This is a genomic window from Streptomyces beigongshangae (assembly GCF_019710745.1).
GTDB lineage: Bacteria > Actinomycetota > Actinomycetes > Streptomycetales > Streptomycetaceae > Streptomyces > Streptomyces beigongshangae.
Genome location: NZ_JAHKJW010000039.1, coordinates 45,130 through 71,696, shown reverse-complemented (window position 1 = coordinate 71,696; position 26,567 = coordinate 45,130). Strand labels below are relative to the sequence as shown.

At 71.4% G+C, this 26,567-nt stretch carries 21 protein-coding genes, 1 tRNA gene and 1 pseudogene; 14 read left to right on the top strand and 9 right to left on the bottom strand.

The annotated features are described in order from the left end of the window. Positions 1-108: 108 nt before the first annotated feature. The 4 genes from KM933_RS26835 to rpsA all read right to left on the bottom strand — a co-directional run bounded on the left by KM933_RS26835 (position 109) and on the right by rpsA (position 3,911). Complete coding sequence (locus KM933_RS26835; RefSeq protein ID WP_221356640.1) at positions 109-489, bottom strand: tetratricopeptide repeat protein; 381 nt, start codon at positions 487-489, stop codon at positions 109-111. A gap of 49 nt (positions 490-538) precedes the next feature. After that, positions 539-1,165 carry a dephospho-CoA kinase gene (gene coaE / locus KM933_RS26830; RefSeq protein WP_221356631.1) on the bottom strand — a complete coding sequence of 209 codons (627 nt, stop codon included), beginning with the start codon at positions 1,163-1,165 and terminating at the stop codon, positions 539-541. A gap of 60 nt (positions 1,166-1,225) precedes the next feature. Beyond that, a complete protein-coding gene (locus KM933_RS26825) occupies positions 1,226-2,164 on the bottom strand; it encodes a PAC2 family protein (RefSeq protein WP_221356629.1) in 939 nt (312 codons plus the stop codon). A 241-nt stretch (positions 2,165-2,405) separates the two neighbouring features. Next, positions 2,406-3,911: a 30S ribosomal protein S1 gene (gene rpsA, locus KM933_RS26820; protein WP_221356627.1), complete on the bottom strand. Its 1,506-nt coding sequence runs from the start codon at positions 3,909-3,911 to the stop codon at positions 2,406-2,408. A 424-nt stretch (positions 3,912-4,335) separates the two neighbouring features. On the opposite strand from rpsA, the gene KM933_RS26815 reads away from it, so the two are divergent. After that, the gene (locus KM933_RS26815) at positions 4,336-5,193 is read left to right on the top strand and encodes a class I SAM-dependent methyltransferase (RefSeq protein WP_430727373.1); all 858 of its coding nucleotides are present in this window, start codon (positions 4,336-4,338) and stop codon (positions 5,191-5,193) included. Between the two features lie 112 nt (positions 5,194-5,305). Continuing rightward, the gene (hrpB, locus tag KM933_RS26810; RefSeq protein WP_221356674.1) at positions 5,306-7,831 is read left to right on the top strand and encodes an ATP-dependent helicase HrpB; all 2,526 of its coding nucleotides are present in this window, start codon (positions 5,306-5,308) and stop codon (positions 7,829-7,831) included. A 15-nt stretch (positions 7,832-7,846) separates the two neighbouring features. Here hrpB and pgfA read toward each other — a convergent pair whose 3' ends face one another. From pgfA to KM933_RS26795, 3 genes are all read right to left on the bottom strand, one after another. Continuing rightward, positions 7,847-8,836 carry a cell envelope lipid trafficking protein PgfA gene (gene pgfA, locus KM933_RS26805; protein ID WP_221356625.1) on the bottom strand — a complete coding sequence of 330 codons (990 nt, stop codon included), beginning with the start codon at positions 8,834-8,836 and terminating at the stop codon, positions 7,847-7,849. 88 nt (positions 8,837-8,924) lie between these two features. After that, positions 8,925-9,059, bottom strand: coding sequence for an SPW_0924 family protein (locus tag KM933_RS26800; RefSeq protein ID WP_221356623.1), 135 nt, complete (start codon positions 9,057-9,059; stop codon positions 8,925-8,927). A gap of 144 nt (positions 9,060-9,203) precedes the next feature. Continuing rightward, positions 9,204-10,961, bottom strand: a complete 1,758-nt coding sequence (locus tag KM933_RS26795; protein ID WP_221356621.1) for a lytic transglycosylase domain-containing protein — start codon at positions 10,959-10,961, stop codon at positions 9,204-9,206. 319 nt (positions 10,962-11,280) lie between these two features. On the opposite strand from KM933_RS26795, the gene KM933_RS26790 reads away from it, so the two are divergent. Continuing rightward, complete coding sequence (locus tag KM933_RS26790) at positions 11,281-12,135, top strand: DUF4184 family protein (protein WP_221356619.1); 855 nt, start codon at positions 11,281-11,283, stop codon at positions 12,133-12,135. A gap of 115 nt (positions 12,136-12,250) precedes the next feature. On the opposite strand, the gene polA is transcribed toward KM933_RS26790, so the two are convergent. Then, complete coding sequence (polA, locus tag KM933_RS26785) at positions 12,251-14,980, bottom strand: DNA polymerase I (protein ID WP_221356609.1); 2,730 nt, start codon at positions 14,978-14,980, stop codon at positions 12,251-12,253. Between the two features lie 204 nt (positions 14,981-15,184). On the opposite strand from polA, the gene KM933_RS26780 reads away from it, so the two are divergent. The 9 genes from KM933_RS26780 (at position 15,185) to KM933_RS26740 (ending at position 25,226) form a co-directional block, all read left to right on the top strand. Then, entirely contained in the window at positions 15,185-17,464 is a 2,280-nt protein-coding gene (locus KM933_RS26780; RefSeq protein WP_221356671.1) for an FdhF/YdeP family oxidoreductase, read from the top strand. A gap of 107 nt (positions 17,465-17,571) precedes the next feature. After that, on the top strand, positions 17,572-18,060 hold the full coding sequence (locus tag KM933_RS26775; RefSeq protein WP_221356607.1) for a PaaI family thioesterase: 489 nt from the start codon (positions 17,572-17,574) through the stop codon (positions 18,058-18,060). A 90-nt stretch (positions 18,061-18,150) separates the two neighbouring features. Then, positions 18,151-18,579 carry a hypothetical protein gene (locus KM933_RS26770; protein WP_221356605.1) on the top strand — a complete coding sequence of 143 codons (429 nt, stop codon included), beginning with the start codon at positions 18,151-18,153 and terminating at the stop codon, positions 18,577-18,579. After that, positions 18,576-19,271 (top strand): Tat pathway signal sequence domain protein, encoded by a 696-nt coding sequence (locus KM933_RS26765; protein WP_308013555.1) that lies wholly within the window; start codon positions 18,576-18,578, stop codon positions 19,269-19,271. Before KM933_RS26770 ends, KM933_RS26765 begins: the two co-directional genes overlap by 4 nt. A gap of 212 nt (positions 19,272-19,483) precedes the next feature. After that, positions 19,484-20,716, top strand: a complete 1,233-nt coding sequence (locus tag KM933_RS26760; RefSeq protein ID WP_221356602.1) for a branched-chain amino acid ABC transporter substrate-binding protein — start codon at positions 19,484-19,486, stop codon at positions 20,714-20,716. A gap of 112 nt (positions 20,717-20,828) precedes the next feature. Next, positions 20,829-21,761, top strand: coding sequence for a branched-chain amino acid ABC transporter permease (locus KM933_RS26755; RefSeq protein ID WP_221356600.1), 933 nt, complete (start codon positions 20,829-20,831; stop codon positions 21,759-21,761). Positions 21,762-21,766: 5 nt separating this feature from the next. Then, on the top strand, positions 21,767-23,596 hold the full coding sequence (locus tag KM933_RS26750) for a branched-chain amino acid ABC transporter permease (RefSeq protein ID WP_221356590.1): 1,830 nt from the start codon (positions 21,767-21,769) through the stop codon (positions 23,594-23,596). Positions 23,597-23,601: 5 nt separating this feature from the next. After that, positions 23,602-24,513, top strand: coding sequence for an ABC transporter ATP-binding protein (locus tag KM933_RS26745; RefSeq protein WP_221356586.1), 912 nt, complete (start codon positions 23,602-23,604; stop codon positions 24,511-24,513). Further along, entirely contained in the window at positions 24,510-25,226 is a 717-nt protein-coding gene (locus KM933_RS26740; RefSeq protein ID WP_221356584.1) for an ABC transporter ATP-binding protein, read from the top strand. The genes KM933_RS26745 and KM933_RS26740 overlap by 4 nt, the downstream gene beginning before the upstream one ends. 79 nt (positions 25,227-25,305) lie before the next feature. On the opposite strand, the gene KM933_RS26735 is transcribed toward KM933_RS26740, so the two are convergent. Further along, the gene (locus KM933_RS26735; protein WP_221356582.1) at positions 25,306-25,962 is read right to left on the bottom strand and encodes an ANTAR domain-containing response regulator; all 657 of its coding nucleotides are present in this window, start codon (positions 25,960-25,962) and stop codon (positions 25,306-25,308) included. Positions 25,963-26,063: 101 nt separating this feature from the next. Between KM933_RS26735 and KM933_RS26730 the strand changes: the two genes are divergently transcribed. Next, positions 26,064-26,136: transfer RNA gene (locus KM933_RS26730), tRNA-Leu, on the top strand. A 110-nt stretch (positions 26,137-26,246) separates the two neighbouring features. Further along, positions 26,247-26,567, top strand: a pseudogene (locus KM933_RS26725) (transcriptional regulator); the annotation flags it as partial.

The window sequence follows — 26,567 nt, the reverse complement described above, 5'->3', positions numbered from 1 at the left end:
ATCGTCATACCGAGCAAACGGCCGACGTTCGCACCCTCGTTCCCCTCCCGGCCGAACTCACCCGTTCGAGTGAGCGCCATTCGGCCGACCGCCCGGAGAGGGGGCGGTTCAGGAGTCAAAACGGGCCGCGGCCAGGTACTCCGGTTGCGGGTCCAGCGCGGCGGCCAGCCTGAAGTGGCGCTTGGCCTGGTCGGGTTGTCCGGAGCGCTCGTAGGTGCGGGCGAGCGCGAAGTGCGCGAAGGCGTTGTCCGGTTCGCGCTCCAGCACGATGGTGAATTCCAGCTCGGCGGGCCGCAGTTGCGCGGCGGCGAAGAAGGCACGCGCCCGCAGCAGCCGGGCGGCCGTGTTCTCGGGGTACGCGGCGATGACGTTGTCGAGCAGTTTCACAGCACCCCGGGGGTCCCGCGCGGCGAGCAGCTGTTCGGCGGCACGGAAGTCGATGACATGCGTCTCCGGAGTACGTCCGGCGAATCCGCTGGTCTCGGGCACGGCACATTCCTTCCCTCGTTGGAAGGGGTCAACGCCTCCGCGGCACCTGCTATTCCAAGGTCGCCGGGGCGGCCGGGGCCGGACCCGCCCGGCGTTCGAGGTCCGCCCACACGTCCCGTACCCGTCGGCGCAGCTCGTCCAGGGGCACGTCGTTGTCGATGACGACGTCCGCGATCTCCCGGCGCTCCTCCCGCGTGGCCTGCGCCGCCATGCGGGCGCGCGCGTCCTCCTCGGTCATGCCGCGCAGCCGGACGAGCCGGTCGAGCTGGGTCTCCGGACTCGCGTCGACCACGACGACGAGGTCGTACAGCTTCGCGAGGCCGTTCTCCGTGAGGAGCGGCACGTCGTGCACGACCACGGAGTCCGGCGGGGCCGCTTCTTCGAGTTCCCGGGAGCGGTCGCGCACCAGGGGGTGCACGATCGAGTTCAGTACGGCCAGTCTGTCCGCGTCCGCGAAGACGACCGAGCCGAGCCTCGGCCGGTCGAGGGTGCCGTCGGCGGCGAGCACGTCCTCGCCGAAGGCCGCCACGACCGCCGCCAGTCCGGGCGTTCCCGGCGCGACGACCTCCCGCGCGATCCTGTCGGCGTCGATCAGCACGGCGCCGTGCTCCACGAGCAGCCGGGACACCTCGCTCTTGCCGGCGCCGATCCCACCGGTCAGGCCCACTCTCACCATGCCCGGCAGCTTAGGCCCCCGGCCGGGGGCACGGGCCGCCGGGGCACCCGGCGGACGCGGCTACGCGTCCCCTTCCCGCTCGGCGAGGAACCGCTCGAACTCCAGGCCGATCTCGTCCGCGGACGGGATGTCCGCCGGCTCGGCGAGCATGTTCCCCCGTGTCTCGCCCCCCGCGGCGGCGTCGTACTGGTGCTCCAGTCCCTGGACGAGGGCGACGAGTTCCTCGTCGCCCTCCTGGATCTGCCGGTCGATCTCGGTCTGCGTACGGTGGGCCTCGGTGCGCAGCCCGTGCGCGATCCCCGGCAGGACCAGTCCGGTCGCGGCGGTGATCGACTCCATGACGGTCAGCGCGGCGTCCGGGTACGGGGACCGGGCGATGTAGTGCGGCACGTGCGCGGCGATGCCCAGGACGTCGTGTCCGGCCTCCATGAGGCGGTACTCGACCAGCGACTCGGCGCTGCCCGGGACCTGCGCCTCGTCGAAGGGGCTGCGGTGGCCGGGGACGAGGTCCGTGCGGTTGCCGTGCGGGGTGAGGCCCACGGGGCGGGTGTGCGGGACGCCCATGGGGATGCCGTGGAAGTTCACGGACAGCCGCACGCCGAGGCGCTCCACGATCTGCTGGACGGCCGCGGCGAAACGCTCCCACTCGACGTCCGGTTCGGGCCCGGAGAGGAGCAGGAAGGGCGCGCCGGTGGCGTCCTGCACGAGCCGCACGTCCAGCGTGGGCACCTCGTAGTCGGCCCAGCGGTCGCGCTTGAACGTCAGCAGCGGACGGCGGGCACGGTAGTCCACGAGCCGGTCGTGGTCGAACCGGGCCACGACCTGGTGGGGCAGCGAGTCGAGCAGCCGGTCGACGATCTGGTCGCCGGTCTCGCCCGCGTCGATGTACCCGTCGAAGTGGTAGAGCATGACCAGACCGGCCGACTCCTGGGCGAGTGCCACGTCGACGACGGCCAGGCCCTTCGGCTCCCATGCGTACAAACCCTGCGGATCAAGCACTGTGACCGCTCCTCCTCGTGTTCGTATGCCACAACACGGGCCGGGCCGGGGGCATTCCCGGTTCGCACCGCTTCACCGGGCCGACTTGATCCTTCACCGGACCGGCTTGCTCCTTCACCGTGCCGGACCGGCCCGGCGTCACGCCGGTCCGGTCCGCGGTCGCGGGCGGACGCACCGCGGGCCCGCACCCAGGAGGGTGCGGGCCCGCGGTTACCAGCCGACTACCGCTGGCGGTGAGCCGTCAGCTCTGGCCGCCGGCGAGCTTCTCGCGCAGAGCCGCCAGGGCCTCGTCCGACGCCAGGGCGCCGGAGTTGTCGTCCGACTCCGAGGAGTACGAACCGCCGCCGCCACCGGAGGCGGCCGGAGCCGCACCCGGGGTGGAGACACCCTCGGCCTCGGCCTGGGCGTCCGCCTCGCGGGACTTGATGACCTGGGCCTGGTGCTGCTCGAAGCGCGTCTGCGCCTCGGCGTACTGGTTCTCCCACACCTCGCGCTGGGACTCGTAGCCCTCGAGCCAGTCGTTGGTCTCGGGGTCGAAGCCCTCGGGGTAGATGTAGTTGCCCTGGTCGTCGTACGACGCGGCCATGCCGTACAGCGTCGGGTCGAACTCGACCGAGGCCGGGTCGGAGCCGAAGGACTCGTTGGCCTGCTTCAGCGAGAGGCTGATGCGACGGCGCTCCAGGTCGATGTCGATGACCTTGACGAAGATCTCGTCGTTGACCTGGACGACCTGCTCCGGGATCTCCACGTGGCGCTCGGCCAGCTCGGAGATGTGGACCAGACCCTCGATGCCCTCGTCCACGCGGACGAACGCGCCGAACGGAACCAGCTTCGTGACCTTGCCGGGCACGACCTGGCCGATCTGGTGCGTGCGGGCGAACTGCTGCCACGGGTCTTCCTGCGTCGCCTTCAGCGACAGGGAGACACGCTCGCGGTCCATGTCGACGTCGAGGACCTCGACGGTGACCTCCTGGCCGACCTCGACAACCTCGGAGGGGTGGTCGATGTGCTTCCAGGAGAGCTCCGAGACGTGCACCAGGCCGTCGACGCCACCCAGGTCCACGAACGCACCGAAGTTGACGATCGAGGAGACGACGCCGGAACGGACCTGACCCTTCTGCAGGGTGGTGAGGAACGTCTGGCGGACCTCGGACTGGGTCTGCTCCAGCCAGGCACGGCGGGACAGGACCACGTTGTTGCGGTTCTTGTCCAGCTCGATGATCTTGGCCTCGAGCTCCTTGCCCACGTAGGGCTGGAGGTCGCGGACACGGCGCATCTCGACGAGGGAGGCCGGCAGGAAGCCACGGAGGCCGATGTCGAGGATGAGTCCACCCTTGACGACCTCGATGACGGTGCCGGTGACGATGCCGTCCTCTTCCTTGATCTTCTCGATGGTGCCCCAGGCGCGCTCGTACTGGGCGCGCTTCTTCGAGAGGATCAGGCGGCCTTCCTTGTCCTCCTTCTGGAGGACGAGGGCCTCGATCTCGTCGCCGACCTTGACGACCTCGTTCGGGTCGACGTCGTGCTTGATCGAGAGCTCGCGGCTCGGGATGACACCTTCGGTCTTGTAACCGATGTCGAGCAGGACCTCGTCCCGGTCGACCTTCACGATGACGCCGTCGACGATGTCGCCGTCGTTGAAGTACTTGATCGTCTCGTCGATCGCGGCGAGGAAGGCTTCCTCGTTACCGATGTCGTTGACCGCTACCTGCGGAGTGGTAGAGGTGGTCTCGGTGCTGCTCGTCATGTGGGAAAGGGCTCCGGTACGGACAGTGAGTCGTAGGTACTGCTTGCGCCAGGAGCCCGTTTCGCTCTGTACAAGGCCGGACAGCCAAGGAAGCGCCAGATCCGAAGGGTGTTCGTGAGAACACCGCCGGTGGCGCCTCGACAACCGAGGGGACATACATACAGATGCGAGCGCAGCCTGCTACGTCTGAGGAGCGCAGGCCCGCAGCGCAACTTGTAGCATACGGGGGCAGCCGGACAGGGTCAATGCGCGAAGGCGCACACCCGGGGCGGATCGCCGCATACCCGGCACAGGACCCTTGCGGCGGCAGCCGCACATCGGGCAACGTCACGCGGTCGCGCCGATCCTGTGGCGCCCCCTTTCGTGACCGCCGCCGGAACGGGCGGCACGGAGGAGTCCGCAGATTAATACGAGGGAGCCGATCATCCAAGAGCCCGAACAGACCGAGCGCGAACAGACCGAGCGCGAACAGGCCCGGCCGACGTGGTCCGAGCCCGAGGCGACCCGGCGGGAGGCGGGGGACACCGAGAGCTCCCGGGCCAATCGCGGCTGGTGGGACCGGAACGCGGACGACTACCAGGTCGAACACGGCACGTTCCTCGGCGACGACCGTTTCGTCTGGGGCCCCGACGGCCTCGACGAGATCGAGGCCGAGCTGCTCGGCCCGCTGGAGGAGCTGAAGGGGAAGGACGTCCTGGAGATCGGCGCGGGCGCCGCCCAGTGCTCGCGCTGGCTCGCCGCCCAGGGCGCCCGCCCGGTCGCCCTGGACCTCTCGCACCGCCAGCTCCAGCACGCCCTGCGGATCGGCGCGGACGGCGTGCGGCTCGTGGAGGCGGACGCCGCGGCGCTGCCCTTCGCGGACGGCTCCTTCGACCTGGCGTGCTCCGCGTACGGGGCGCTGCCGTTCGTCGCCGAGCCCGTGACCGTCCTCAGGGAGGTGCACCGGGTGCTGCGGCCGGGCGGGCGGTTCGTGTTCTCCGTGACGCACCCGATCCGCTGGGCCTTTCCCGACGAGCCGGGGCCCGAGGGGCTGAGCGTGGCCTCCTCGTACTTCGACCGCACCCCGTACGTCGAGCAGGACGAGCAGGGGAACGCGGTGTACGTCGAGCACCACAGGACGGTCGGCGACCGCGTCCGGGACGTCGTGGCCGGCGGTTTCCGGCTCGTCGACCTGGTCGAGCCGGAGTGGCCCGCCTGGAACACCCAGGAGTGGGGCGGCTGGTCCCCGCTCCGGGGGAGTCTGATCCCGGGCACGGCGATCTTCGTGTGCGTACGGGACTGAACGGGTGAGCCGTACCGAACGCCCGGACCGCACCGGACGCCCGGACCACGCCGGGCGCCCGGACCACGCCGGGCGCGCGGGCCGCACCGGAGGGCCGGTCCGTCACGACGCCCTGGACCTGCTGCCCGTGCGCGGCGCACTGCCCGGACTGGGCGACGCCCTGGAGACCCACGGCGCCGCGGTGCTCGTCGCGCCGCCCGGCACGGGCAAGACGACCCTGGTGCCGCTGGTGCTCGCCGGACTGGTCGGCGGGGGGCCGCCACGCCGGGTCGTGGTGGCCGAGCCGCGGCGGATCGCGGCGCGGGCGGCCGCGCGGCGGATGGCGTGGCTGCTCGGCGAGAAGCCCGGGGAGAGCGTCGGCCACACCGTGCGCGGGGAGCGGGTGGTGGGCCCGCGCACGCGCGTGGAGGTCGTCACGACCGGGGTGCTCCTGCAGCGGCTGCAGCGCGACCAGGAGCTGACGGGCGTCGACGCGGTCGTGCTCGACGAGTGCCACGAGCGGCACCTGGACGCGGACACGGCGGCGGCGTTCCTGCTGGACGTCCGGGCCGCCCTGCGTCCCGAGCTGCGGCTGGTGGCCGCCTCGGCGACGACCGACGCGCAGGGCTGGGCACGGCTGCTCGGCGACGTGCCGGTGGTCGAGGCGGCGGGCGTCTCCCATCCGGTCGAGGTGGTGTGGGCGCCGCCCGCGCGCCCGGTGCGGCCGCCGCACGGGACGCGGGTGGACCCGGTGCTGCTGGCACACGTCGCGTCGGTGGTGCGGCGGGCGCTGGCCGAGCGCGACGGGGACGTCCTGTGCTTCCTGCCCGGGGTCGGGGAGATCGCCCGGGTCGCCGGGCGGCTCGGCGGGCTCGGTGACGTCGAGGTGCTCCAGGTGCACGGGCGGGCGCCGGCGGCCGTGCAGGACGCGGTGCTGTCCGGCGGCGCGCGGCGCCGGGTGGTCCTGGCGACGTCGGTGGCGGAGTCGTCGCTGACGGTTCCGGGCGTACGGGTGGTCGTGGACTCCGGGCTGGCGCGGGAGCCGAGGGTGGACCACGCGCGGGGACTGAGCGCCCTGGCGACCGTACGGGCCTCGCAGGCCACCGGGAGGCAGCGGGCCGGCCGGGCCGGGCGCGAGGCCCCGGGCACGGTGTACCGGTGCTGGACGGAGGCGGAGGACGGGCGGCTGGCGCGTTTCCCGGCGCCGGAGATCAAGGTGGCCGACCTGACGGCGTTCGCCCTGCAGGCGGCCTGCTGGGGCGATCCCGACGCGTCGGGGCTGGCGCTGCTTGACGCGCCGCCGGACGGGGCCATGGGGGCCGCCCGCGGTGTCCTGGAGGCCGTCGGCGCGGTCGGCCCCGGCGGGCGGCCGACCGGGCGGGGGGTGCGGATGTCCCGGCTCGGGCTCCCTCCGCGGCTCGGACGGGCGCTGCTGGACGCCGGGGCGTCCGTGGGCGCGGAACGTGCCGCGGAGGTGGTCGCCCTGCTGAGCGAGGAGCCGCCGCGGGAGTACGGGGACGATCTCGCGTCGGCGTTGCGGGCGGCCCGGCGCGGGGGCGACGCGTACGCGGGGCGGTGGCGGGCGGAGGTGCGGCGGCTTCGGGCGGCGGTACAGGCGGCACCGGCGGCACCGGCGGCACCGGCCGGCGGCCGGATCGCGGCGGAGAGGGCGGAGGGGGAGGCCGGCGATGATCATGTCGTCGGGCTCGTCGCCGCTCTCGCCTTTCCCGAGCGGGTCGCCCGGAGGCAGGGGGGGTCCTTTCTCATGGTGTCCGGGACCCGGGCCGAGGTGGGCGAGGGGAGCGGGCTGCGGGACGCCTCCTGGATCGCCGTCGCGGTCGCCGACCGGCCGCTCGGGGCGGGACACGCGCGCGTGCGGCTCGGGGCCGTGGTCGACGAGGGGATCGCGCGCGAGGCGGCGGGGGCCCTGTACGGCGAGGACGACGAGGTGCGCTGGCACGGCGGGGACGTCGTGGCACGGCGGGTCCGGCGGCTGGGAGCCGTGGAGCTGGCGGTACGGCCACTGCGCGACCCCGGCCCCGGACTCGTACGGGCGGCGCTCGTCGAGGGGCTGGCGCGGGAGGGTGTCGGACTGCTGCGGTGGTCCCGGGACGCCGAGGTGCTGCGGCAGCGGCTCCGGTTCCTGCACCACCGGGTCGGGGCCCCCTGGCCCGACGTGTCGGACGACGCGCTCCACGCGCGCGTGGACGAGTGGCTGGAGCCGGAGCTGGGCCGCGCGCGGCGGCGTGCCGACCTGGCGCGCATCGAGGCCGGCCAGGCGCTGAACCGGCTGCTGCCGTGGGCGTCCGGTGAGGCGGCCCGGCTGGACGAGCTGGCGCCGGAGCGGATCGGGGTGCCGAGCGGGTCCAGGGTCAGGGTCGACTACACGGACCCCGAGCGGCCGGTCCTCGCCGTGAAGCTGCAGGAGATGTTCGGGGCACAGGAGTCGCCGGTGGTCGCGGGGGTGCCCGTACTGGTGCACCTGCTGTCGCCCGCGGGCCGCCCGGCCGCCGTCACCTCGGACCTCGCGTCGTTCTGGAAGGACGGCTACCGGGGCGTACGGGCGGAACTGCGCGGGCGGTACCCGAAGCACCCCTGGCCCGAGGACCCGGCGACCGCGCCGCCAACCCGGCACACGAACGCACGCCTCGGGCGCTGACCCCGGGCGCCGGCCTCAGGCGCTGAGCGGCTCCGGCTCCCGGGCCCTCGCGGGCGCGCGGCCGGGGCGGCGGCCGCGGGCCTCCAGGTACAGGGACAGGGCCAGGAGGCCGGCGCCGAGGACGAGGAAGCCCCAGGGCAGGTACGAGGTCATCAGCAGCAGGAGCAGGCGCTGGGACTTCACCAGGTCGACGGTGTGCCGGATGTAGTCCTCGCGCATCTTCACGTGCCCGGAGAAGGCGGTCACCTTGTCGCGGTCGCCGAGGAGGGTGCCGCCGCGCAGTTCCTCCCGGTGGATCTCCTCCCCGTAGACGGGTGCCCCGGTGACGGGCTCGACCCAGAACCTGCGGACCGTCGTGTACCAGCGGGTGGTGCCCGTCCCGGCGACCGACTCCGCGGTGAGGCCCTCGACGGGCATGGTCTTCGGGAAGGGGACCTCGGTCCAGGGGATGGTCTGCTCGAAGTAGTAGACGTCGACGCCGCGGAAGTCCCGGGTGCCCCCGTAGTGGATGGGGGCGGTGATCCGGGCCTGCGCGTCGAAGTACTCGTAGTCCCTCTTCTCCGTCAGGAAGGGCCATTTGAACTCGATGCCCGTGCGCCTGACGGGATCGCCGTCGACCATCTCGCCGGCGGCGTGGACGGGTTCCTGGGTGTGCGCGTCGAAGATGTACCGCTCGGGGACACGGGAGACCATCTCGCCGTCGGGGCCCTGGACGTAGGAGAGGCCGTCCCAGACGACGACGTCGCGGTCCGTGGTCCTCTCGATCCGCTCCGACGCCTCGACGTCGCCCTTGAGGGTCTGCACTACGGTGACCTCGTCGACCTTCTCCGCGGTCATCGTGGTGTAGTCGAGGAGGGTCGCGTCCTTCGCCTCCAGGACCATGTCCTGGTACTGGCCGGCGGGGATCTTGGCCAGGCGCGGGAAGGCGTACCAGCGCAGCAGCGGGGACAGGGCCGCGAGGAACACGGCGAGGGCGAGCAGGATCAGGCTGGCCTTGCGGCGCATCTCGGCGGCCCTCCCGTTACGTCGCGGGAACGTGCGTCGTGGGCGCGTGCGGCACGGAGCCGGGCGCGTGCGGCACGGCGCGCGTGCGTCATGGGTGGCTGGGGACGGTGGTGAGCAGCGGCTCGGGGGACGTCCCGCCGGCCGGTGAGCCCATGGCCGTGATGGTGAGGACCAGCGCGACGGCGGCGGCGAGGCCGGTCGCGACGGCGATCAGGGCACGCATGAGGGCCTCCCGGCACAGGCGGAACTGATACCTCGTCAGGTCGGGCACCGTAGCAACGCGCGGGCGAGATGAGAACACGTCGCGCACGCACGGCCGCGCCCCCTCACCGGGGGTGAGGGGGCGCGGCCGTGTCCGTCCGGAGGGTTACGAGGCGGCCGCCGCCACCTTCAGCTCGACGGTCAGGGCCGCGCCGCCGGTCGTGGTGATCCGCAGCAGGTACGTGCCGGCCGTGTCGTCCGCGTACAGCTTCGGCAGCGTCAGCAGGCCGCCGGTGCCCGTCCTGAGGCCCGCGAGGGTGCGTACCGCCTTGCCGGCCGCGTCCTTGAAGTACGGGCCCTTGTCGTTCTCGCCCGCGTCGTCCGCCGACCCGACGAGCGTGGCGGTCGCGGCGACACCGGCCGCGGCGGCGCCCTTGTACGTGGCCCTCACCTGGACCCGGCCGGCGAACTCACCGCCCGGCACGCAGGTCAGCGCGGTGTCGGCGGTGCGGGCGAGGGCGTCGGCCTGACGGGCCGTGACCGTCGCCGCGTAGTCGAGCCCGGAGACGGTGCGGCCCACGACGGTGGCGCGGACCGTGAAGCCGCCGGTCTTCTCGCCCGCCGTGAGCGCGGGCGCGGTCGCCACGCCGGAGCTTCCGGTGACGACGGTCGAGACGCTCTCACCGCCGGTGAAGGTCGTGTCGGTGTCGCCGGTGATCGTGAAGCGGATCCGGACCTTCCCGACCGCCTTGCCGGCCTTGTCCTCCGCGCGGGCGCTGATCTTCTCGGCGAAGACGGTGCCCGCGGTCGCGGTGAGCTTCCCGGTGCCCGCGTCCTCCAGGTGGTCCACCGTCTCGGTGGGCGTGGGACCCGGGGACGCCGGCGGCGTGGTGGGCGGCTTCGGGGTGGTGGGCGGCTTCGGCTCCGGGCTCGTGGAACCGCCGCCGCCCGGGTTCTGGCTGCTCGGCGGTGTCGTGGCCGGCGGGGTCGGCGTGCTGGGCGAGGACGGTGTGCTCGGCGAGGACGGCGTGCCGGGTGAGGACGGCGTGGTCGGCGTGACGATGCGGCCCGCCGCGCCGCTGCCGCTGTTGCCGTCGCTGCGGCCGGAGGGCAGGGTGCCCGCGCCGTCCGGGACCTCGTGGGTGCCCTTGCGGTAGTACTCCAGCCAGGACAGGACCGTGTTGAGGTAGTCCGTCGAGTTGTTGTAGCTGAGGATGGCGCGCCTGAGGTCGCCCCGGTCCGACAGGTCCCAGTCGAGCCGGCACAGGTAGTGGCCGGCCGCCAGGGCCGCGTCGTAGACGTTGTTGGGGTCCTTCCGGCCGTCGCCGTTGCCGTCGCGGCCCGACCACTCCCAGGTCGAGGGGATGAACTGCATGGGACCGACGGCACGGTCGTGCGCGGTGTCCCCGTCGTACGCGCCGCCGTCGGTGTCGGTGATCCGGGCGAAGCCGTCGCCGTTGAGCGGCGGACCGAGGATCTGGGTGCGCGTGGTGCCGTCGGCGTCCACCCGGCCGCCACCGGCGTGCCCGGACTCGACCTTGCCGATGGCCGCGAGGAGCTGCCAGGGGAGGTGGCACCCGGGCTTGGACTCCGCCAGCGACGCCTCGGCCTTCTTGTAGGCGTCGAGGACGGTCGCGGGTATGCCCGCCTCGGCGGTGCCCGGGGTGCCGGGGGCGCCGCCGTCCGCACTGGGCGACGGCGTCGGGCTGTTGAGCGGCGGGAGGTCCGTGTAGTAGGGCGAGTTGCCGGTCGCGCTGTCGCCGCCCTTGCCGTCGGCGGAGGGCTGGGAGTTGGCGTTCTGCCCTCCCCGGGAGGTGTCCGTCACGCCCGGGGCCTGGGATGCGGACAGGGCCGCGACCGCGACCGCCGCCACGGCGGTGGTCGCCGCCCCCTTGACGACCCGCCTGCCGAATTGCGCCGCCATTGCGTGAACCCCTCCCGTGGAACGATCGCCCGTGCTCCGCGCGTTCTCCTGCTGGCCGGTGCCGTACGGCCGCGCTCCCCCATACGGCGACCCAGGCGACCCTACGACAACTTCTGGCGCGCGGACACCTGTTCGTGCCCGGTTTTCACCGGTTGGCCACATCCCGTTCGGCCTGCCCCGGCAACTGTCCAGCATGCCGGATTCCCGGGAACCGTTTCCGCGTACCGGGCGTCACCGATCAGGGGATGGCCAGGACCGTCCCGAGGACGGCCGGATCCCATCGGGACCGGTCGATGCCGTTCATGTACGAGGAGCCCCGTTGCCGTTCACCCTCAGCCACGCCGCGGCCGTCCTGCCCGCGGTGCGCACCGACGGGTCGGGGCGCGGCCGGCTGGTCCCGGCCGTGCTGCTGGCCGGTTCGTTCGCGCCCGACATGACCTACTACGCGGCGAGTGTGCTGCCGGAAGCCATGGAGTTCGGCGAGTTCACGCACTCCTTCACCGGGGTGTTCACGTTCGACGTCCTGGTCGCCTGGGCGCTGGTGGGCGCCTGGCTGGTGCTGCGCGAACCGCTGGTGGCGCTGCTGCCGCGGAACCGGCAGGGACGGATCGGGGCCCTCCTGCGCTGCGGCGCGCCGCGTGCCCGCCTCCGGCCGTCCCTCGCGCTGCGGTGGTACGTGTCCGCCGTGCTCGGCGTGCTGAGTCATGTCGTGTGGGACGCGTTCACGCATCACGACCGGTGGGGCAGCCGGGTCCTGCCCGTCCTGGAGCGGGACTTCGCGGGGTCGCCCGGGTACTGGTACGCGCAGTACGGGGGTTCGGCGGTCGCCGCCGTGGTGATCGTCGCGTTCCTGGCGGCGGCCCTGCGGCGGCAGCCGGGCACCGAGCCGGTGGGGGTGCCCGTGCTCTCGGTGCGCGACCGCCGGCTCGCGGTGGCCCTGATCGGCGGCTGCGCGGCGGTGGCGGCCGTGCGGCGGGCGACGCGCTGGTGGGACCACTGGGGAGCGCGGGCCGAGCCCTGGGAGCTGATCCCCACGGTGTGTTTCGGGGCGGGGGCCGGACTGGCCGCCGGATTCGCCGCCTACGCCGTGGCGGTCCGGGTGCGGCGTCCGGCTCCGGTCCCTCCCGGCCCGGCGGCGGCTCGTACGGAGCCGAACCGTCCGGTTCCCCGCTGACCGCTGCCCCCTGTTCCCCGGTGCGGGCCCACGGCTTCGACCGCGGGCCCGGTCTCGTCCGCGCGACCCGCCTCCGTGCCGGTCGCGCGGACGAGAAATCACCCCCGGCGGAGCGTCAGTGCGCCGCCGACTCCCAGTCCGCGCCCGCCCCCACCGAGACGTCCAGCGGTGCTCTGAGCCGCACCGCTCCCGCCATCTCCCTGCGGACGAGCTCCTCCACCCGGGCGCGCTCGCCCGGGGCGATCTCCAGGACGATCTCGTCGTGGACCTGGAGGAGCATGCGGGACCTCAGGCCGGCCTCGCGCAGGGCCCGGTCCACGTGCAGCATGGCGATCTTGACGATGTCGGCCGCCGTGCCCTGGATCGGCGCGTTCAGCGCCATCCGCTCGGCCGCCTCCCGCCGCTGGCGGTTGTCGCTGTTGAGGTCGGGGAGGTAGCGGCGGCGTCCGAAGAGCGTCGCCGTGTACCCCGTGGCCCGCGCCTCGTCGACCGCCCGGCGCAGATAGTCCCGGACCCCTCCGAAGCGCTCGAAGTACGTGTCCATCAGGCCGCGCGCCTCGCCCGCGTCGATGTTGAGCTGCTGGGAGAGGCCGAAGGCCGACAGCCCGTACGCCAGGCCGTACGACATCGCCTTGATCTTGCGGCGCATCTCCGCGTCGACGGCGTCGCGCTCCACGGAGAACACCTGCGAGGCGACGGTCGTGTGCAGGTCCTCGCCGGAGGTGAAGGCCGCGATGAGGCCCTCGTCCTCCGAGAGGTGGGCCATCACGCGCAGTTCGATCTGGCTGTAGTCGGCGGTCATGAGGGACTCGAAGCCCTCGCCGACCACGAAGCCGCGGCGGATCGCGCGGCCCTCCTCGGTGCGCACCGGGATGTTCTGCAGGTTGGGGTCCTGCGACGAGAGGCGGCCCGTCGCGGCGACCGTCTGGTGGAAGGTGGTGTGGATCCGGCCGTCCGCGCCGATCGTCTTGATCAGGCCCTCGACGGTCACGCGCAGCTTCGCCTGCTCGCGGTGGCGCAGCATGATGACCGGCAGTTCGTTGTCGGTCTGGGCGGCGAGCCAGGCCAGCGCGTCGGCGTCCGTGGTGTAGCCGGTCTTCGTCTTCTTGGTCCTGGGCAGGCCCAGCTCGCCGAAGAGGACCTCCTGGAGCTGCTTGGGCGAGCCGAGGTTGAACTCGTGACCGGCCGCCGCGTGCGCCTCCTTCACGGCCTGCTGCACGGCGCCCGCGAACATCTGCTCCATGGCCTCCAGATGGGCCCTGTCCGCCGCGATGCCGTGCCGTTCCAGGCGGGCGAGCAGCTCGGAGGTGGGCAGCTCCATGTCCTGGAGCAGGTCGGCGGCGCCGACCTCCGCGAGCCGCTCCCCGAATGCCTCGCCCAGGTCGAGGACGGCACGGGCCTGCACCATCAGCGCGTCGGCCTCGGCGCCCTCGTCCGCGCCGAAGGCGAGCTGTCCGTCGGCGGTCGCGGCGGGTGCCAGCTCCCGGCCGAGGTACTCCAGGGACAGCGCGTCCAGGTCGAAGGAGCGCCGGCCCGGCTTGACGAGGTAGGCGGCGAGGGCGGTGTCCATGGAGATGCCCTCGACGCTCCAGCCGTGCTCGGCGAAGACCCGCATGGCCGCCTTGGCGCCGTGGAGCACCTTGGGCCGGCCGGCGTCGGCGAGCCAGTCCGCGAAGGCGTTCTCGTCGCTCTCGTCGAGTGCCGACGGGTCGAACCACGCGGCCGTGCCGTCGGCCGCGGCGAGGGCGATCTCGGCGACCGAGCCCGTACCGAGCGCCCAGGTGTCGACCGTGGCGACGCCGAGGACCGCCGTGCCGTGCTCGGCGAGCCAGGGCTCCAGCTCGCCCGTGCCCAGGACCGTGCCGTCCACGGCCACGCCCGCGGCGGCCGGAGGAGCCGCGCCCTCGGCCTCCTGTTCACCGGGGTCGACGGCCAGCAGCCGCTCGCGCAGCGAGGGGTTGCGGATCTCCAGGGTGTCCAGGACCATCGCGACGGCCGTGCGGTCGTACGGGGCGCGCTCCAGGGCGGGGACCGTCTTCGGCAGCTCGACGTCGCGCACCATCTCGGTGAGGCGGCGGTTGAGCTTGACCGACTCCAGGTGGTCGCGGAAGTTCTGCCCGGCCTTGCCCTTGACCTCCTCGGCGCGCTCGACCAGCTCCGCGAACGACCCGAACTGGTTGATCCACTTCGCGGCGGTCTTCTCGCCGACGCCGGGGATGCCCGGCAGGTTGTCGGACGGGTCGCCGCGCAGGGCCGCGAAGTCGGGGTACTGGGCGGGTGTCAGGCCGTACTTCTCGACCACCTTCTCCGGGGTGAACCGGGTCAGCTCGGAGACACCCTTGGTCGGGTAGAGCACGGTGGTGCGCTCGGAGACCAGCTGGAAGGAGTCCCGGTCGCCGGTGACGATCAGCACGTCGAAGCCCTCGGCCTCGGCCTGCGTGGCGAGCGTGGCGATGATGTCGTCCGCCTCGAAGCCCTCGACGGCGAACCTCTCGACGTGCATCGCGTCCAGGAGCTCGCCGATCAGCTCGACCTGGCCCTTGAACTCGTCCGGTGTCTTCGACCTGTTCGCCTTGTACTCCGTGAACTCCTCGGAGCGCCACGTCCTGCGGGACACGTCGAACGCCACGGCGAAGTGCGTGGGCGCCTCGTCGCGCAGCGTGTTGGCGAGCATCGACGCGAAGCCGTAGATCGCGTTGGTCGGCTGGCCCGTCGCCGTCGTGAAGTTCTCCGCGGGCAGCGCGAAGAACGCCCTGTACGCCAGCGAGTGCCCGTCCATGAGCATCAGCCGCGGGCGCGCCTCGCCGGAGGTCTTCTCGGTCTTCTTCGATCCTGTCTCTGCCACACCCCGATCCTGCCACGCCCCACCGACAGTCGGCTCCGCCCCGCCGTCCGCGCCCGGGGCGCGCGCCCCGGGCGGCCCCCTCACGGGCCACCCGCGCGGCCGTCGCTCCCCCGCCCCGCCCCCCCCGCGCGGCACGATCGGTGTCACCACCACGTGGGAGGATCGCGGACGTACCGCACACGTGTGCTCGAAGAGGAGGCCGCGATGGCCGGCAAGCCGCCCCAGAACGATCCGGTCCAGGACGCGCCGCAGGTCACCGGGCCGAAGCACGCCGCGGCCGGGCTGCCGGCCGTCGGGCACACCCTGCGCGTCGCGCAGCGGCAGATGGGCGTGCGGCGCACGGCGCTGACGCTGCTGCGGGTCAACCAGAAGGACGGCTTCGACTGCCCGGGCTGCGCCTGGCCCGAGCCCGAGCACCGGCACACGGCGGAGTTCTGCGAGAACGGCGCCAAGGCGGTCGCGGAGGAGGCCACCCTGCGCCGCGTGACCCCGGACTTCTTCGCCGCGCACCCGGTCGCCGACCTCGCCACCCGCAGCGGCTACTGGCTGGGCCAGCAGGGCCGCCTCACACACCCCGTGTACCTCGCGGAGGGCGCCGACCGCTACGAGGCGGTGTCGTGGGAGCGCGCCTTCGGCATCGTCGCCGAGGAACTCACCGCCCTCGCCTCCCCCGACGAGGCGCTGTTCTACACCTCGGGCCGCACCAGCAACGAGGCGGCGTTCCTCTACCAGCTGTTCGCCCGCGAGTTCGGCACGAACAACCTGCCCGACTGCTCCAACATGTGCCACGAGTCGTCCGGTTCCGCACTGAACGAGACGATCGGCGTCGGCAAGGGCAGCGTCCTGCTGGACGACCTCCACCGGGCCGACCTGATCATCGTGGCCGGGCAGAACCCGGGCACCAACCACCCGCGCATGCTCTCCGCCCTGGAGAAGGCGAAGTCCGACGGCGCGCGGATCATCACGGTGAACCCGCTGCCCGAGGCGGGCACGGAGCGCTTCAAGAACCCGCAGACCCCCCGGGGCATGCTCAGGGGCGCCGCCCTCACCGACCTGTTCCTGCAGATCCGCATCGGCGGCGACCAGGCCCTCTTCCGCCTCCTGAACAAGCTGATACTCGACACGGAGGGCGCCGTCGACGAGACCTTCGTCGCCGAGCACACGCACGGTTACGAGGAGTTCGCCGAGGCCGCCCGCGCCGCCGACTGGGACGAGACGCTCACCGCGACGGGCCTCACGCGCGCGCAGATCGAGGAAGCGCTCGGCATGGTCCTCGCCTCGGAGCGCACCATCGTGTGCTGGGCGATGGGCCTCACCCAGCACAAGCACTCCGTGCCGACGATCCGCGAGGTCGTGAACTTCCTCCTGCTGCGCGGCAACATCGGCCGGCCGGGCGCCGGCGTGTGCCCCGTGCGCGGCCACTCGAACGTGCAGGGCGACCGCACCATGGGCATCTTCGAGCGCCCCGCGCCCGCCTTCCTGGACGCCCTGGAGAGGGAGTTCGGCTTCGCCCCGCCGCGCGGGCACGGCCACGACGTCGTCCGCGCCATCCGCGCGATGCGCGACGGCAAGGCCAAGGTCTTCTTCGCGATGGGCGGCAACTTCGTGTCGGCGTCCCCCGACACCGAGGTCACCGAGGCGGCGATGCGCCGCGCCCGCCTCACCGTGCACGTGTCGACGAAGCTCAACCGCTCGCACGCCGTCACGGGCGCCCGCGCCCTGATCCTGCCCACCCTCGGCCGCACCGAGCGCGACCTCCAGGCCGGCGGCGAGCAGTTCGTGACCGTCGAGGACTCCATGGGCATGGTGCACGCCTCACGCGGCCGCCTGGAGCCCGCGAGCGAGCACCTGCTGTCCGAGCCCGCCATCGTGTGCCGCCTCGCGCGCCGGGTCCTCGGCGAGGCGTCCCGCACGCCCTGGGAGGAGTTCGAGAAGGACTACGCGACCGTCCGTGACCGCATCGCGCGCGTCGTGCCGGGCTTCGACGACTTCAACACCAGGGTGGCCGACCCGGCCGGCTTCGCCCTGCCGCACGCCCCGCGCGACGAGCGGCGCTTCCCCACCGCCACCGGCAAGGCCAACTTCACCGCCGCGCCCGTCGAGCACCCGGAACTCCCCGAGGGCCGCCTGCTCCTGCAGACCCTGCGCTCGCACGACCAGTACAACACCACGATCTACGGCCTCGACGACCGTTACCGCGGCATCAGGAACGGCCGCCGGGTGGTCCTGGTGAACCCCGAGGACGCCCGCGAACTGGGTCTCGCCGACGGCTCGTACACCGATCTCGTCAGCGAGTGGAAGGACGGGGTGGAGCGCCGCGCCGCCGGTTTCCGCGTCGTGCACTACCCGACGGCCCGCGGCTGCGCGGCCGCGTACTACCCGGAGACGAACGTCCTGGTGCCGCTGGACGCCACCGCCGACACCAGCAACACGCCCGCCAGCAAGTCCGTCGTGGTCCGTCTGGAACAATCGGCCACCGGCTGAGCGTCCGCTCAGCCGCACGGTCCGGACACAGGCACAGGCACAAGTACAGGCACAAGTACAGGCACAGGCACCACGAGCACGACCGACGACGTAAGGAAGCGGACCCCATGGGCGAGCAGCACCACGTGAAGTTCCCGCAAGAGGTCATCGACGAGTACTCCGCACTGGGCGTGGACCTGGCCGCCCTGTTCTCCGCCGGGCACCTCGGCACGCGCATGGGCGTCCAGATCGTGGAGGCCTCCGCGGACCGCGTCGTCGCCACCATGCCGGTCGAGGGCAACACCCAGCCGTACGGGCTCCTGCACGGCGGCGCCTCCGCCGTGCTCGCCGAGACCCTCGGCTCGGTCGGCGCCATGCTGCACGGCGGCAGTTCCAAGATCGCCGTCGGGGTCGACCTCAACTGCACCCACCACCGGGGCGCCCGCTCCGGCCTGGTCACCGGGGTGGCCACCCCGCTGCACCGGGGCCGCTCGACGGCCACGTACGAGATCGTGATCAGCGACGAGGACGGCGGACGGGTGTGCAGCGCGCGGCTGACGTGCCTGCTGCGCGACGTGAACCCGGACGACGCCCGGCGGGCCGGCGCGACGGGCTGAGCGCCGGGCGGGCGTGGCCGGACGGGAGGCCGGACGGCCGGTGCGCGCACCGCCGTTGATCCCGGGCGCCCGGCGGCCTAACTTCGAGGGATGAGGACGGGTGGGGCCCCCTGGCGGGCGCCGGCACGGGCACTGGCGCTCCTGACCGGCGCACTGGTCACCGCGACCGCCGCGGTCACCGGATGCGGCGGGACCGGTACGCCGGAGACCACCCGCCGGGCCCCCGAGGGCGCCGGCGCGTCCGCGTCACCCACAGCGACCCCGCCCGAGGACCTGTGCACCCGTCTCGTCGCGCACTGGTCGCGGGAGATCCTCGACGGCGGGACCTACGGGGACTACCAGTCCATGGGCCTGTCCGACAGGCAGTACGAGATCGTGAGGGACGTCGTGGACGCCGCCAGGGCCGAGAGGGAGCGCGAGGACGCGCGGGCGGCGCGGCGGCTCGTCGACCGCACCGCGCGCGAACGCTGCGAGGAGCTGTACCGCGACGGCACACCGGGCGCAGGACCGTGGAGGTGAACGGGGTCGGTCCGGTCGAGCCGGGCGAGGGCACCCGCGTGTGGGACCCCGCCGGGCAGCCACCGCCGCCCGGCCACCGGCAGGCGTACGACCGCCTGTCCGCGTTCTGCGCCCGGCACCGCCGCGCCGTGCCGGCGGCCGCGGCGGCCGTCGTCCTGCTGGCGGGCGGCGGCTACCTCTTCGCGACCCGCGCGCAGGAGCCGCCCGCCGCGCCCTATCCGTCCCAGGCCATCGACATCCGCTACCTGGGCCGGGAGGGCCCGCCCGCGCACGCGCCGGGCGGGAGCTTCACCTTCGCCGTGCGGGTCACCGCGCTCTCCGGCCCCACGATCACCGTCGCCGGCATCTCCCAGCCCTACGCCGGCCTCTCCCTCACCTCGGTGCCCAAGCCGCCGTTCCGGACGAGGACGGGTTTCGGCCACAAGATCGTTGTCACCATGAATGTCACGGAATGCGCGAATACACCGCGGAACGCCGGACTTCCTTTCCTGGACGTAACTCTGCGTAATACGCGCGCAATAGAGGACCACAGTTACATCCTGGGGGAGCGCTATGCGCACGACTTCTCAGACGCCCTGCAAGTAGCCTGCAGCAACGATCCCCCGTCACTAGCAAAGCGTTGGAACGCTGCTGAAATCCCCGCCGTACGATCTGCGGGTTCTCACTATGCGGACCGGACGAATCGCCCGTAATTCCACTCATCCACCCACCGAGTACCGCTCTGCATTACCTCGTGTCATAACAAGAGCGTCACAGCCTTCGTCAGACACTCCTCCACGTTCCCCCCACACGCTTAGAGTCACGGCCAGTCACCGCGCCACCGGATTCGAAAACTCTTCGGCCCCAGCGCTCGACTCGGCCCGTTCCACGAGGAACGGCCGTGCCAGGGAAAGGACTGCTGATCGTGCGTCAACGTTCGCTCATCGCCATCACCGCCGCGCTGGCGGCGGGAGCACTCACCCTCACCGCCTGTGGCTCACGCGACGACGACGGCGGTTCCGACTCCGGCAGCGACGGCACCACTGTCGTCATCGGCGTCGACGCCCCGCTGACCGGCGAACTCTCCGCCCTGGGCCTCGGCATCAAGAACTCCGTGGACCTCGCCGCCAAGACCGCCAACAAGGACAAGACCGTCGAAGGCGTCACCTTCAAGGTCGAAGCCCTCGACGACCAGGCACAGCCCTCGTCCGGCCAGCAGAACGCCACCAAGTTCGTCGCCGACAAGGACGTCCTCGGCGTCGTCGGCCCCCTGAACTCCTCCGTCGCCGAGTCCATGCAGAAGGTCTTCGACGACGCCAAGCTCACCCAGGTCTCCCCCGCCAACACCAACCCGGCCCTCAGCCAGGGCACCAAGTGGAACGGCGGCACGAAGGAGCGCCCCTACAAGTCGTACTTCCGCACCGCGACCACGGACGCCATCCAGGGCCCGTTCGCCGCGCAGTACGTCTTCAACGACGCCAAGAAGAAAAAGGTCTACGTCATCGACGACAAGAAGACCTACGGCGCCGGCCTGGCCGCCACCTTCACCGACGAGTTCAAGAAGCTCGGCGGCAAGGTCGTGGGGACCCAGCACATCGACCCCGAGACCAAGGACTTCTCCGCCGTCGCCACCCAGGTCAAGAGCTCCGGCGCCGACGTCGTCTACTACGGCGGCGAATACCCGCAGGCCGGCCCGCTCAGCAAGCAGATCAAGGCAGCCGGCGTCAAAATACCCCTCGTCGGCGGTGACGGCATCTACAGCGCCGACTTCGTCAAGCTCGCCGGCGCCGCCGGCACCGGCGACCTCGCCACCTCCGTGGGCGCGCCCGTCGAGGACCTGCCCTCCGCCAAGGAGTTCGTCGCCAACTACAAGACGGCCGGCTACAAGGAGGCCTACGAGGCCTACGGCGGCTACTCCTACGACTCCGGCTGGGCGATCATCGAAGCCGTGAAGAAGGTCGTCGAGGACAACGACGGCAAGCTCCCCGACGACGCCCGCGCCAAGGTCACCGAAGCCATGCAGAACGTCTCCTTCGACGGCGTGACCGGCAAGGTCTCCTTCGACGAGTTCGGCGACGCCACCAACAAGCAGCTCACCGTCTACTCCGTCGAGGGCGGCGACTGGAAGGCCGTCAAGTCCGGCACCTACACCGGCTGACCCACACCCGCACCACACCACGAGCCGCGCGGGGCGCTGCAGGACAAGCGCCCCGCGCGGACCCACATCCGGTCACATCCCTCGACTATCCGAACGTCTCGGAGGACATGCGGTGAACGAACTGCCGCAGCAGCTGGTCAACGGCCTGCTACTGGGATCCATGTACGGGCTGGTCGCCATCGGCTACACGATGGTCTATGGCATCGTCCAGCTCATCAACTTCGCCCACGGCGAGATCTTCATGATCGGAGGCTTCGGCGCACTCACGGTCTACCTGTACGTACTGCCCGACGGCACCACCATGTGGATCGCCCTGCCCCTGATGCTCCTCGGAGCCATCATCGTCGCGACCACCGTCGCCGTGGGAGCGGAACGGTTCGCCTACCGCCCGCTGCGCACCGCACCACGCCTCGCCCCCCTCATCACCGCCATCGGCCTCTCCCTCGCCCTGCAGCAGGCCGTATGGGCGTGGTACCCCGAAGCGAAGCAGTCCATCAACTTCCCCGAGATCGAAGGCGGCCCCTTCAAGATCGGTGACGTCACCATCCAGACCGGCGACGTCTTCCTCCTCGTCGCCGCCCCCATCAGCATGGCGATCCTCGCCTTCTTCGTCATGAAGACCCGCACCGGACGCGGCATGCAGGCCACCGCCCAGGACCCCGACACCGCCAAACTCATGGGCATCAACACCGACCGCATCATCGTGGTCGCCTTCGCCCTCGGCGCGGTCTTCGCCGCCGTCGGAGCCGTCGCCTACGGCTTCAAATACGGCCAGGTCCAGTTCCGCATGGGCTTCATCCTCGGCCTCAAGGCCTTCACCGCCGCCGTCCTCGGCGGCATCGGCAACATCTACGGAGCCATGATCGGCGGCCTCGTCCTCGGCCTCGCCGAAACCATGGCCACCGCCTACATCGCCGACGTCCCCGGCATGGAACAGCTCGGTGGCCAGTCCTGGGCCAACGTCTGGGCCTTCGTACTCCTCATCCTCGTGCTCCTCTTCAGGCCCCAGGGCCTGCTCGGCGAGCGCGTCGCGGACAGGGCGTGACACCGATGACCACACACACCAACACCCCGCAGGCACCGGCCAAGGAGCCCACCGGCCCCGCCACCGGACTCATCGGCATCCCGCCGCACATCGGACGCGCCCTCGCCACCGGCGGCGGTGTCCTCACCATCGTCTCCGCCTTCCTCGCCTGGACCTGGACCGACGCCTTCCCCGGCGACCTCACCGTCTACGGCTACCCCGGCGGCCTCCAGGTCCTCGTCCTCATCGGCGGCGCCCTCACCGCACTGTTCGGCCTCGCCTCCTACGGCATCAAGGGCCTGCGCTGGCTGGCACCCGCCGGCGCCGACAGCGCCATCAAGTTCGCCGCGCTCGCCGCGTTCGCCACCGCCTGGTACACGGTCATCGCCATCGCCGTCGACCTCGGCGGCCTCGCCAACCTCGAACCCGGCGGCTGGGTCGCGGCCCTCGCCACCCTCGTGGCCCTGCTCGGCGCCCTCGCCCTGCCCTACGAACGCCCGGCACCCGACCCCATCGACCCGGACGACACCGGCTGGGAGCAGTTCCGCCACAAGGTCCGGCACACCGGCACCGTCGTCAAGGCGGCCTTCGCCTCCGGCACCACCAAGGCCCCGGCCCGCACGCTCCCCGCGTACGCCGAGATCCTCGTCATCGTCGCCGCCCTGGCCCTCGGCCTGACCGTCTTCACCTACGGCATCGGCACCGAGTACGACGAACTCTTCATCGGCTTCCTCATCACCGCCGGCTTCGGCTTCGCCGCCACCGCCAAAGCCGGACTCGTCGACCGGGTCGCCACCCTCACCGGCAAACACCGCAACGTCACGATGATCGGCGCGTTCGCCGCCGCCGCGGCGTTCCCCTTCACCCAGTCCGACGACCAGTACGCGACCATCGGCGTCTACATCCTCATCTTCGCCACCGTCGCCCTCGGCCTCAACATCGTCGTCGGCCTCGCCGGACTCCTGGACCTCGGATACGTCGCCTTCCTCGGCGTCGGCGCCTACACCGCCGCCATGGTCTCCGGCTCCCCCTCCTCGCCCTTCGACATCCACCTGCCCTTCTGGGCCGCCGCCCTCCTCGGCGCAGCCGTCGCCATGGTCTTCGGCGTCATCATCGGCGCCCCCACCCTGCGACTGCGCGGCGACTACCTCGCCATCGTCACCCTCGGCTTCGGCGAGATCTTCCGTATCGCCGTCCTCAACGCCGACGGCACCAGCGGACCCGACATCACCAACGGCTCCAACGGCATCTCCTCGATCCCGAACCTCAACATCTTCGGCTTCGACTTCGGCCAGGAACACACCGTCGCCGGCTTCACCATCGCGCGCTTCGCCAACTACTTCCTGCTGATGCTCCTCATCACGCTGGTCGTCGTCATCGTCTTCCGCCGAAGCGGCGACTCCCGCATCGGCCGCGCCTGGGTCGCCATCCGCGAAGACGAGACAGCCGCCCTCGCCATGGGCATCAACGGCTTCCGCGTCAAACTCATCGCCTTCGCCCTCGGCGCCGCCCTCGCCGGCCTCGCCGGATCCGTCCAGGCACACGTCACCTACACCGTGACCCCCGAGCAGTACCAGTTCGCCCACGTCGTCCCACCCAACTCGGCCTTCCTCCTCGCAGCGGTCGTGCTCGGCGGCATGGGCACCATCAGCGGCCCCCTCGTCGGAGCCGCACTGCTCTACCTCATCCCCGCCAAGCTCCAGTTCCTCGGCGACTACCAGCTCCTCGCCTTCGGCCTCGCGCTCGTCCTGCTGATGCGCTTCCGCCCGGAAGGCCTCATCCCGAACCGGCGCCGCCAGCTCGAATTCCACGAGGAAGCGGAAGCACCCACAGTCCTCAGCAAGGCAGGGGCCTGACCACCATGACCACCAACACCACCACCAAGGACACCGCCACGGGCCCCACCGCCCCCGGCGAGACCGTGCTCGACGCACGCGGCGTCACCATGCGCTTCGGCGGCCTCACCGCCGTCCGCAACGTCGACCTCACCGTCAACAGCGGCGAGATCGTCGGACTCATCGGCCCCAACGGCGCCGGCAAGACCACCTTCTTCAACTGCCTCACCGGCCTCTACATCCCCACCGAGGGAGAAGTCCGCTACAAAGGCACCGTCCTGCCGTCCCAGTCCTTCAAGGTCACCGCAGCCGGCATCGCCCGCACCTTCCAGAACATCCGCCTCTTCAACAACATGACCGTCCTGGAGAACGTCCTCGTCGGCCGCCACACCCGCACCAAAGAAGGCCTCTGGTCCGCCCTCCTGCGCGGCCCCGGCTTCAAAAAAGCCGAAAAAGCCTCCGAAGAACGCGCCATGGAACTCCTGGAATTCATCGGCCTCGCCCACAAGCGCGACCACCTCGCCAGGAACCTCCCCTACGGCGAACAGCGCAAGCTCGAAATCGCCCGCGCCCTCGCCAGCGAACCCGGGCTCCTCCTCCTCGACGAGCCCACCGCCGGCATGAACCCCCAGGAAACCCGCGCCACCGAAGAACTCGTCTTCGCCATCCGCGACATGGGCATCGCCGTCCTCGTCATCGAGCACGACATGCGCTTCATCTTCAACCTCTGCGACCGCGTCGCCGTCCTCGTCCAGGGCGAAAAACTCGTCGAGGGCGACAGCACCACCGTCCAGGGCGACGAACGAGTCGTCGCCGCCTACCTCGGCGAACCCTACGAAGACGCACCCGGCCAGGAAGAAGTCGCCGAGGTCGAGGCCGCCGAAGCACACGCCGACGCCCCCACGGACGGCGCGCCCCGCAAGGAGACCGACCGATGACCGCACTCCTGGAGGTCGAGGACCTCCGCGTCGCCTACGGCAAGATCGAAGCCGTCAAAGGCATCTCCTTCACCGTCGAAGCCGGCCAGATCGTCACCCTCATCGGCACCAACGGCGCCGGCAAGACCACCACCCTGCGCACCCTCTCCGGCCTCCTCAAGCCCGTCGGCGGCCAGATCAAGTTCCAGGGCAGATCACTCAAGAAGATCCCCGCCCACCAGATCGTCTCCCTCGGACTCGCCCACTCCCCCGAGGGCCGGCACATCTTCCCCCGCATGACCATCGAGGACAACCTCCGCCTCGGCGCCTTCCTCCGCAGCGACAAGGCAGGCATCGAGAAGGACATCCAGCGCGCCTACGACCTCTTCCCCATCCTCGGGGAACGCCGCAAGCAGGCCGCCGGCACCCTCTCCGGCGGCGAACAGCAGATGCTCGCCATGGGCCGCGCCCTCATGTCCCAGCCCAAACTGCTCATGCTCGACGAACCCTCCATGGGCCTCTCCCCGATCATGATGCAGAAGATCATGGCCACCATCGCCGAACTGAAGTCCCAGGGCACCACCATCCTGCTCGTCGAGCAGAACGCCCAGGCGGCGCTCTCCCTCGCCGACCACGGACACGTCATGGAGGTCGGCTCCGTCGTCCTCTCCGGCACCGGCCAGGACCTCCTCCACGACGAATCCGTACGCAAGGCGTACCTGGGCGAGGACTGAGCCCACCCCGTCGTACGGCTGTGGCCCGCACCCCCTGTCCTGGGGGGTGCGGGCCACAGCCGTACGGACCACTCGTGAGTCAGTCCTTCGCGGCCTTCTTCTCCGCCGCGTCCTGGATGACCGCCTCCGCCACCTGCTGCATCGACATCCGACGATCCATCGACGTCTTCTGGATCCACCGGAACGCCGCCGGCTCCGTCAGCCCGTACTGCGTCTGCAGCACCGACTTCGCCCGGTCCACCAGCTTCCGCGTCTCCAGCCGCTGCGTGAGATCCTCGATCTCCTTCTCCAGCGCCTTCAGCTCCGTGAACCGCGAGACGGCCATCTCGATCGCCGGAACCACATCGCTCTTGCTGAACGGCTTCACCAGGTACGCCATCGCACCCGCGTCCCTCGCCCGCTCGACCAGGTCACGCTGCGAGAACGCCGTCAGCATCAGCACCGGGGCGATCGACTCCTCCGCGATCTTCTCCGCGGCGGAGATACCGTCCAGCTTCGGCATCTTCACATCGAGGATCACCAGGTCGGGGCGGTGCTCCCGGGCCAGCTCGACGGCCTCCTCACCGTCACCGGCCTCACCCACGACCGAGTAGCCCTCCTCCTCCAGCATCTCCTTGAGATCGAGACGGATCAGCGCCTCGTCCTCGGCGATGACGACACGGGTCGTCAGCGGAGGCACGTGCGACTTGTCGTCATCGGACACGTCTGCGGGCTGGGGCGACTCGGGGGCGGTCACGGAGGGCTCCTCGTTGTGGGGCAGGTACTGCTCCCAAGAGCCTACCTAGCTGCGGTATGGTGGTGACACGGCGGGAGACCGCTGACCTTCGTTTCGAAGGGGCCCCGGTAGCCCAGCGGTAGAGGCCATGGATTCAAAACCCATACAGCGTCGGTTCGAATCCGACTCGGGGCACTTTTCCTTGGTTTCCAAGGTCACTACAAAAAAGCGGATGTTCCCATTCTCGTGAACATCCGCTTTTTACTGCACCACGCGGCGGTCAATCACACAGAGTGCCCGCATGGGGAATCGCCCTCGAACCCTGGCAACAGGAGATCGCGGCTGCCCACCCGTGGGAGTTCGTCCGGGGGCTCATCCACTCCGACGGGTGCCGCATCATCAACTGGACAACCCGGCTCGTGGCCGGTCAGCGCAAGCGCTACGAGTATCCCCGGTACTTCTTCACCAACGTCTCCGGCGACGTCCGGCCGCTCTGCACGGACACGCTCGACAAGCCGGGCGTCGAGTGGACGCACTGCACCCGCCGGGGCAATCCGTACGACATCTCCGTCGCCCGCCGCGCGTCCGTCGCCCTCATGGACGCCCACGTCGGGCCCAAGTACTGA

Bases quoted from the DNA above. Each gene is read 5' to 3' on its own strand.
- coaE (WP_221356631.1), bottom strand. From the start codon at position 1,165: ATGGTGAGAGTGGGCCTGACCGGTGGGATCGGCGCCGGCAAGAGCGAG.
- rpsA (WP_221356627.1), bottom strand. From the start codon at position 3,911: ATGACGAGCAGCACCGAGACCACCTCTACCACTCCGCAGGTAGCGGTC.
- pgfA (WP_221356625.1), bottom strand. From the start codon at position 8,836: ATGCGCCGCAAGGCCAGCCTGATCCTGCTCGCCCTCGCCGTGTTCCTC.
- KM933_RS26800 (WP_221356623.1), bottom strand. From the start codon at position 9,059: ATGCGTGCCCTGATCGCCGTCGCGACCGGCCTCGCCGCCGCCGTCGCG.
- KM933_RS26795 (WP_221356621.1), bottom strand. From the start codon at position 10,961: ATGGCGGCGCAATTCGGCAGGCGGGTCGTCAAGGGGGCGGCGACCACC.
- KM933_RS26780 (WP_221356671.1), top strand. From the start codon at position 15,185: ATGGCCGGCAAGCCGCCCCAGAACGATCCGGTCCAGGACGCGCCGCAG.
- KM933_RS26775 (WP_221356607.1), top strand. From the start codon at position 17,572: ATGGGCGAGCAGCACCACGTGAAGTTCCCGCAAGAGGTCATCGACGAG.
- KM933_RS26770 (WP_221356605.1), top strand. From the start codon at position 18,151: ATGAGGACGGGTGGGGCCCCCTGGCGGGCGCCGGCACGGGCACTGGCG.
- KM933_RS26750 (WP_221356590.1), top strand. From the start codon at position 21,767: ATGACCACACACACCAACACCCCGCAGGCACCGGCCAAGGAGCCCACC.
- KM933_RS26745 (WP_221356586.1), top strand. From the start codon at position 23,602: ATGACCACCAACACCACCACCAAGGACACCGCCACGGGCCCCACCGCC.
- KM933_RS26740 (WP_221356584.1), top strand. From the start codon at position 24,510: ATGACCGCACTCCTGGAGGTCGAGGACCTCCGCGTCGCCTACGGCAAG.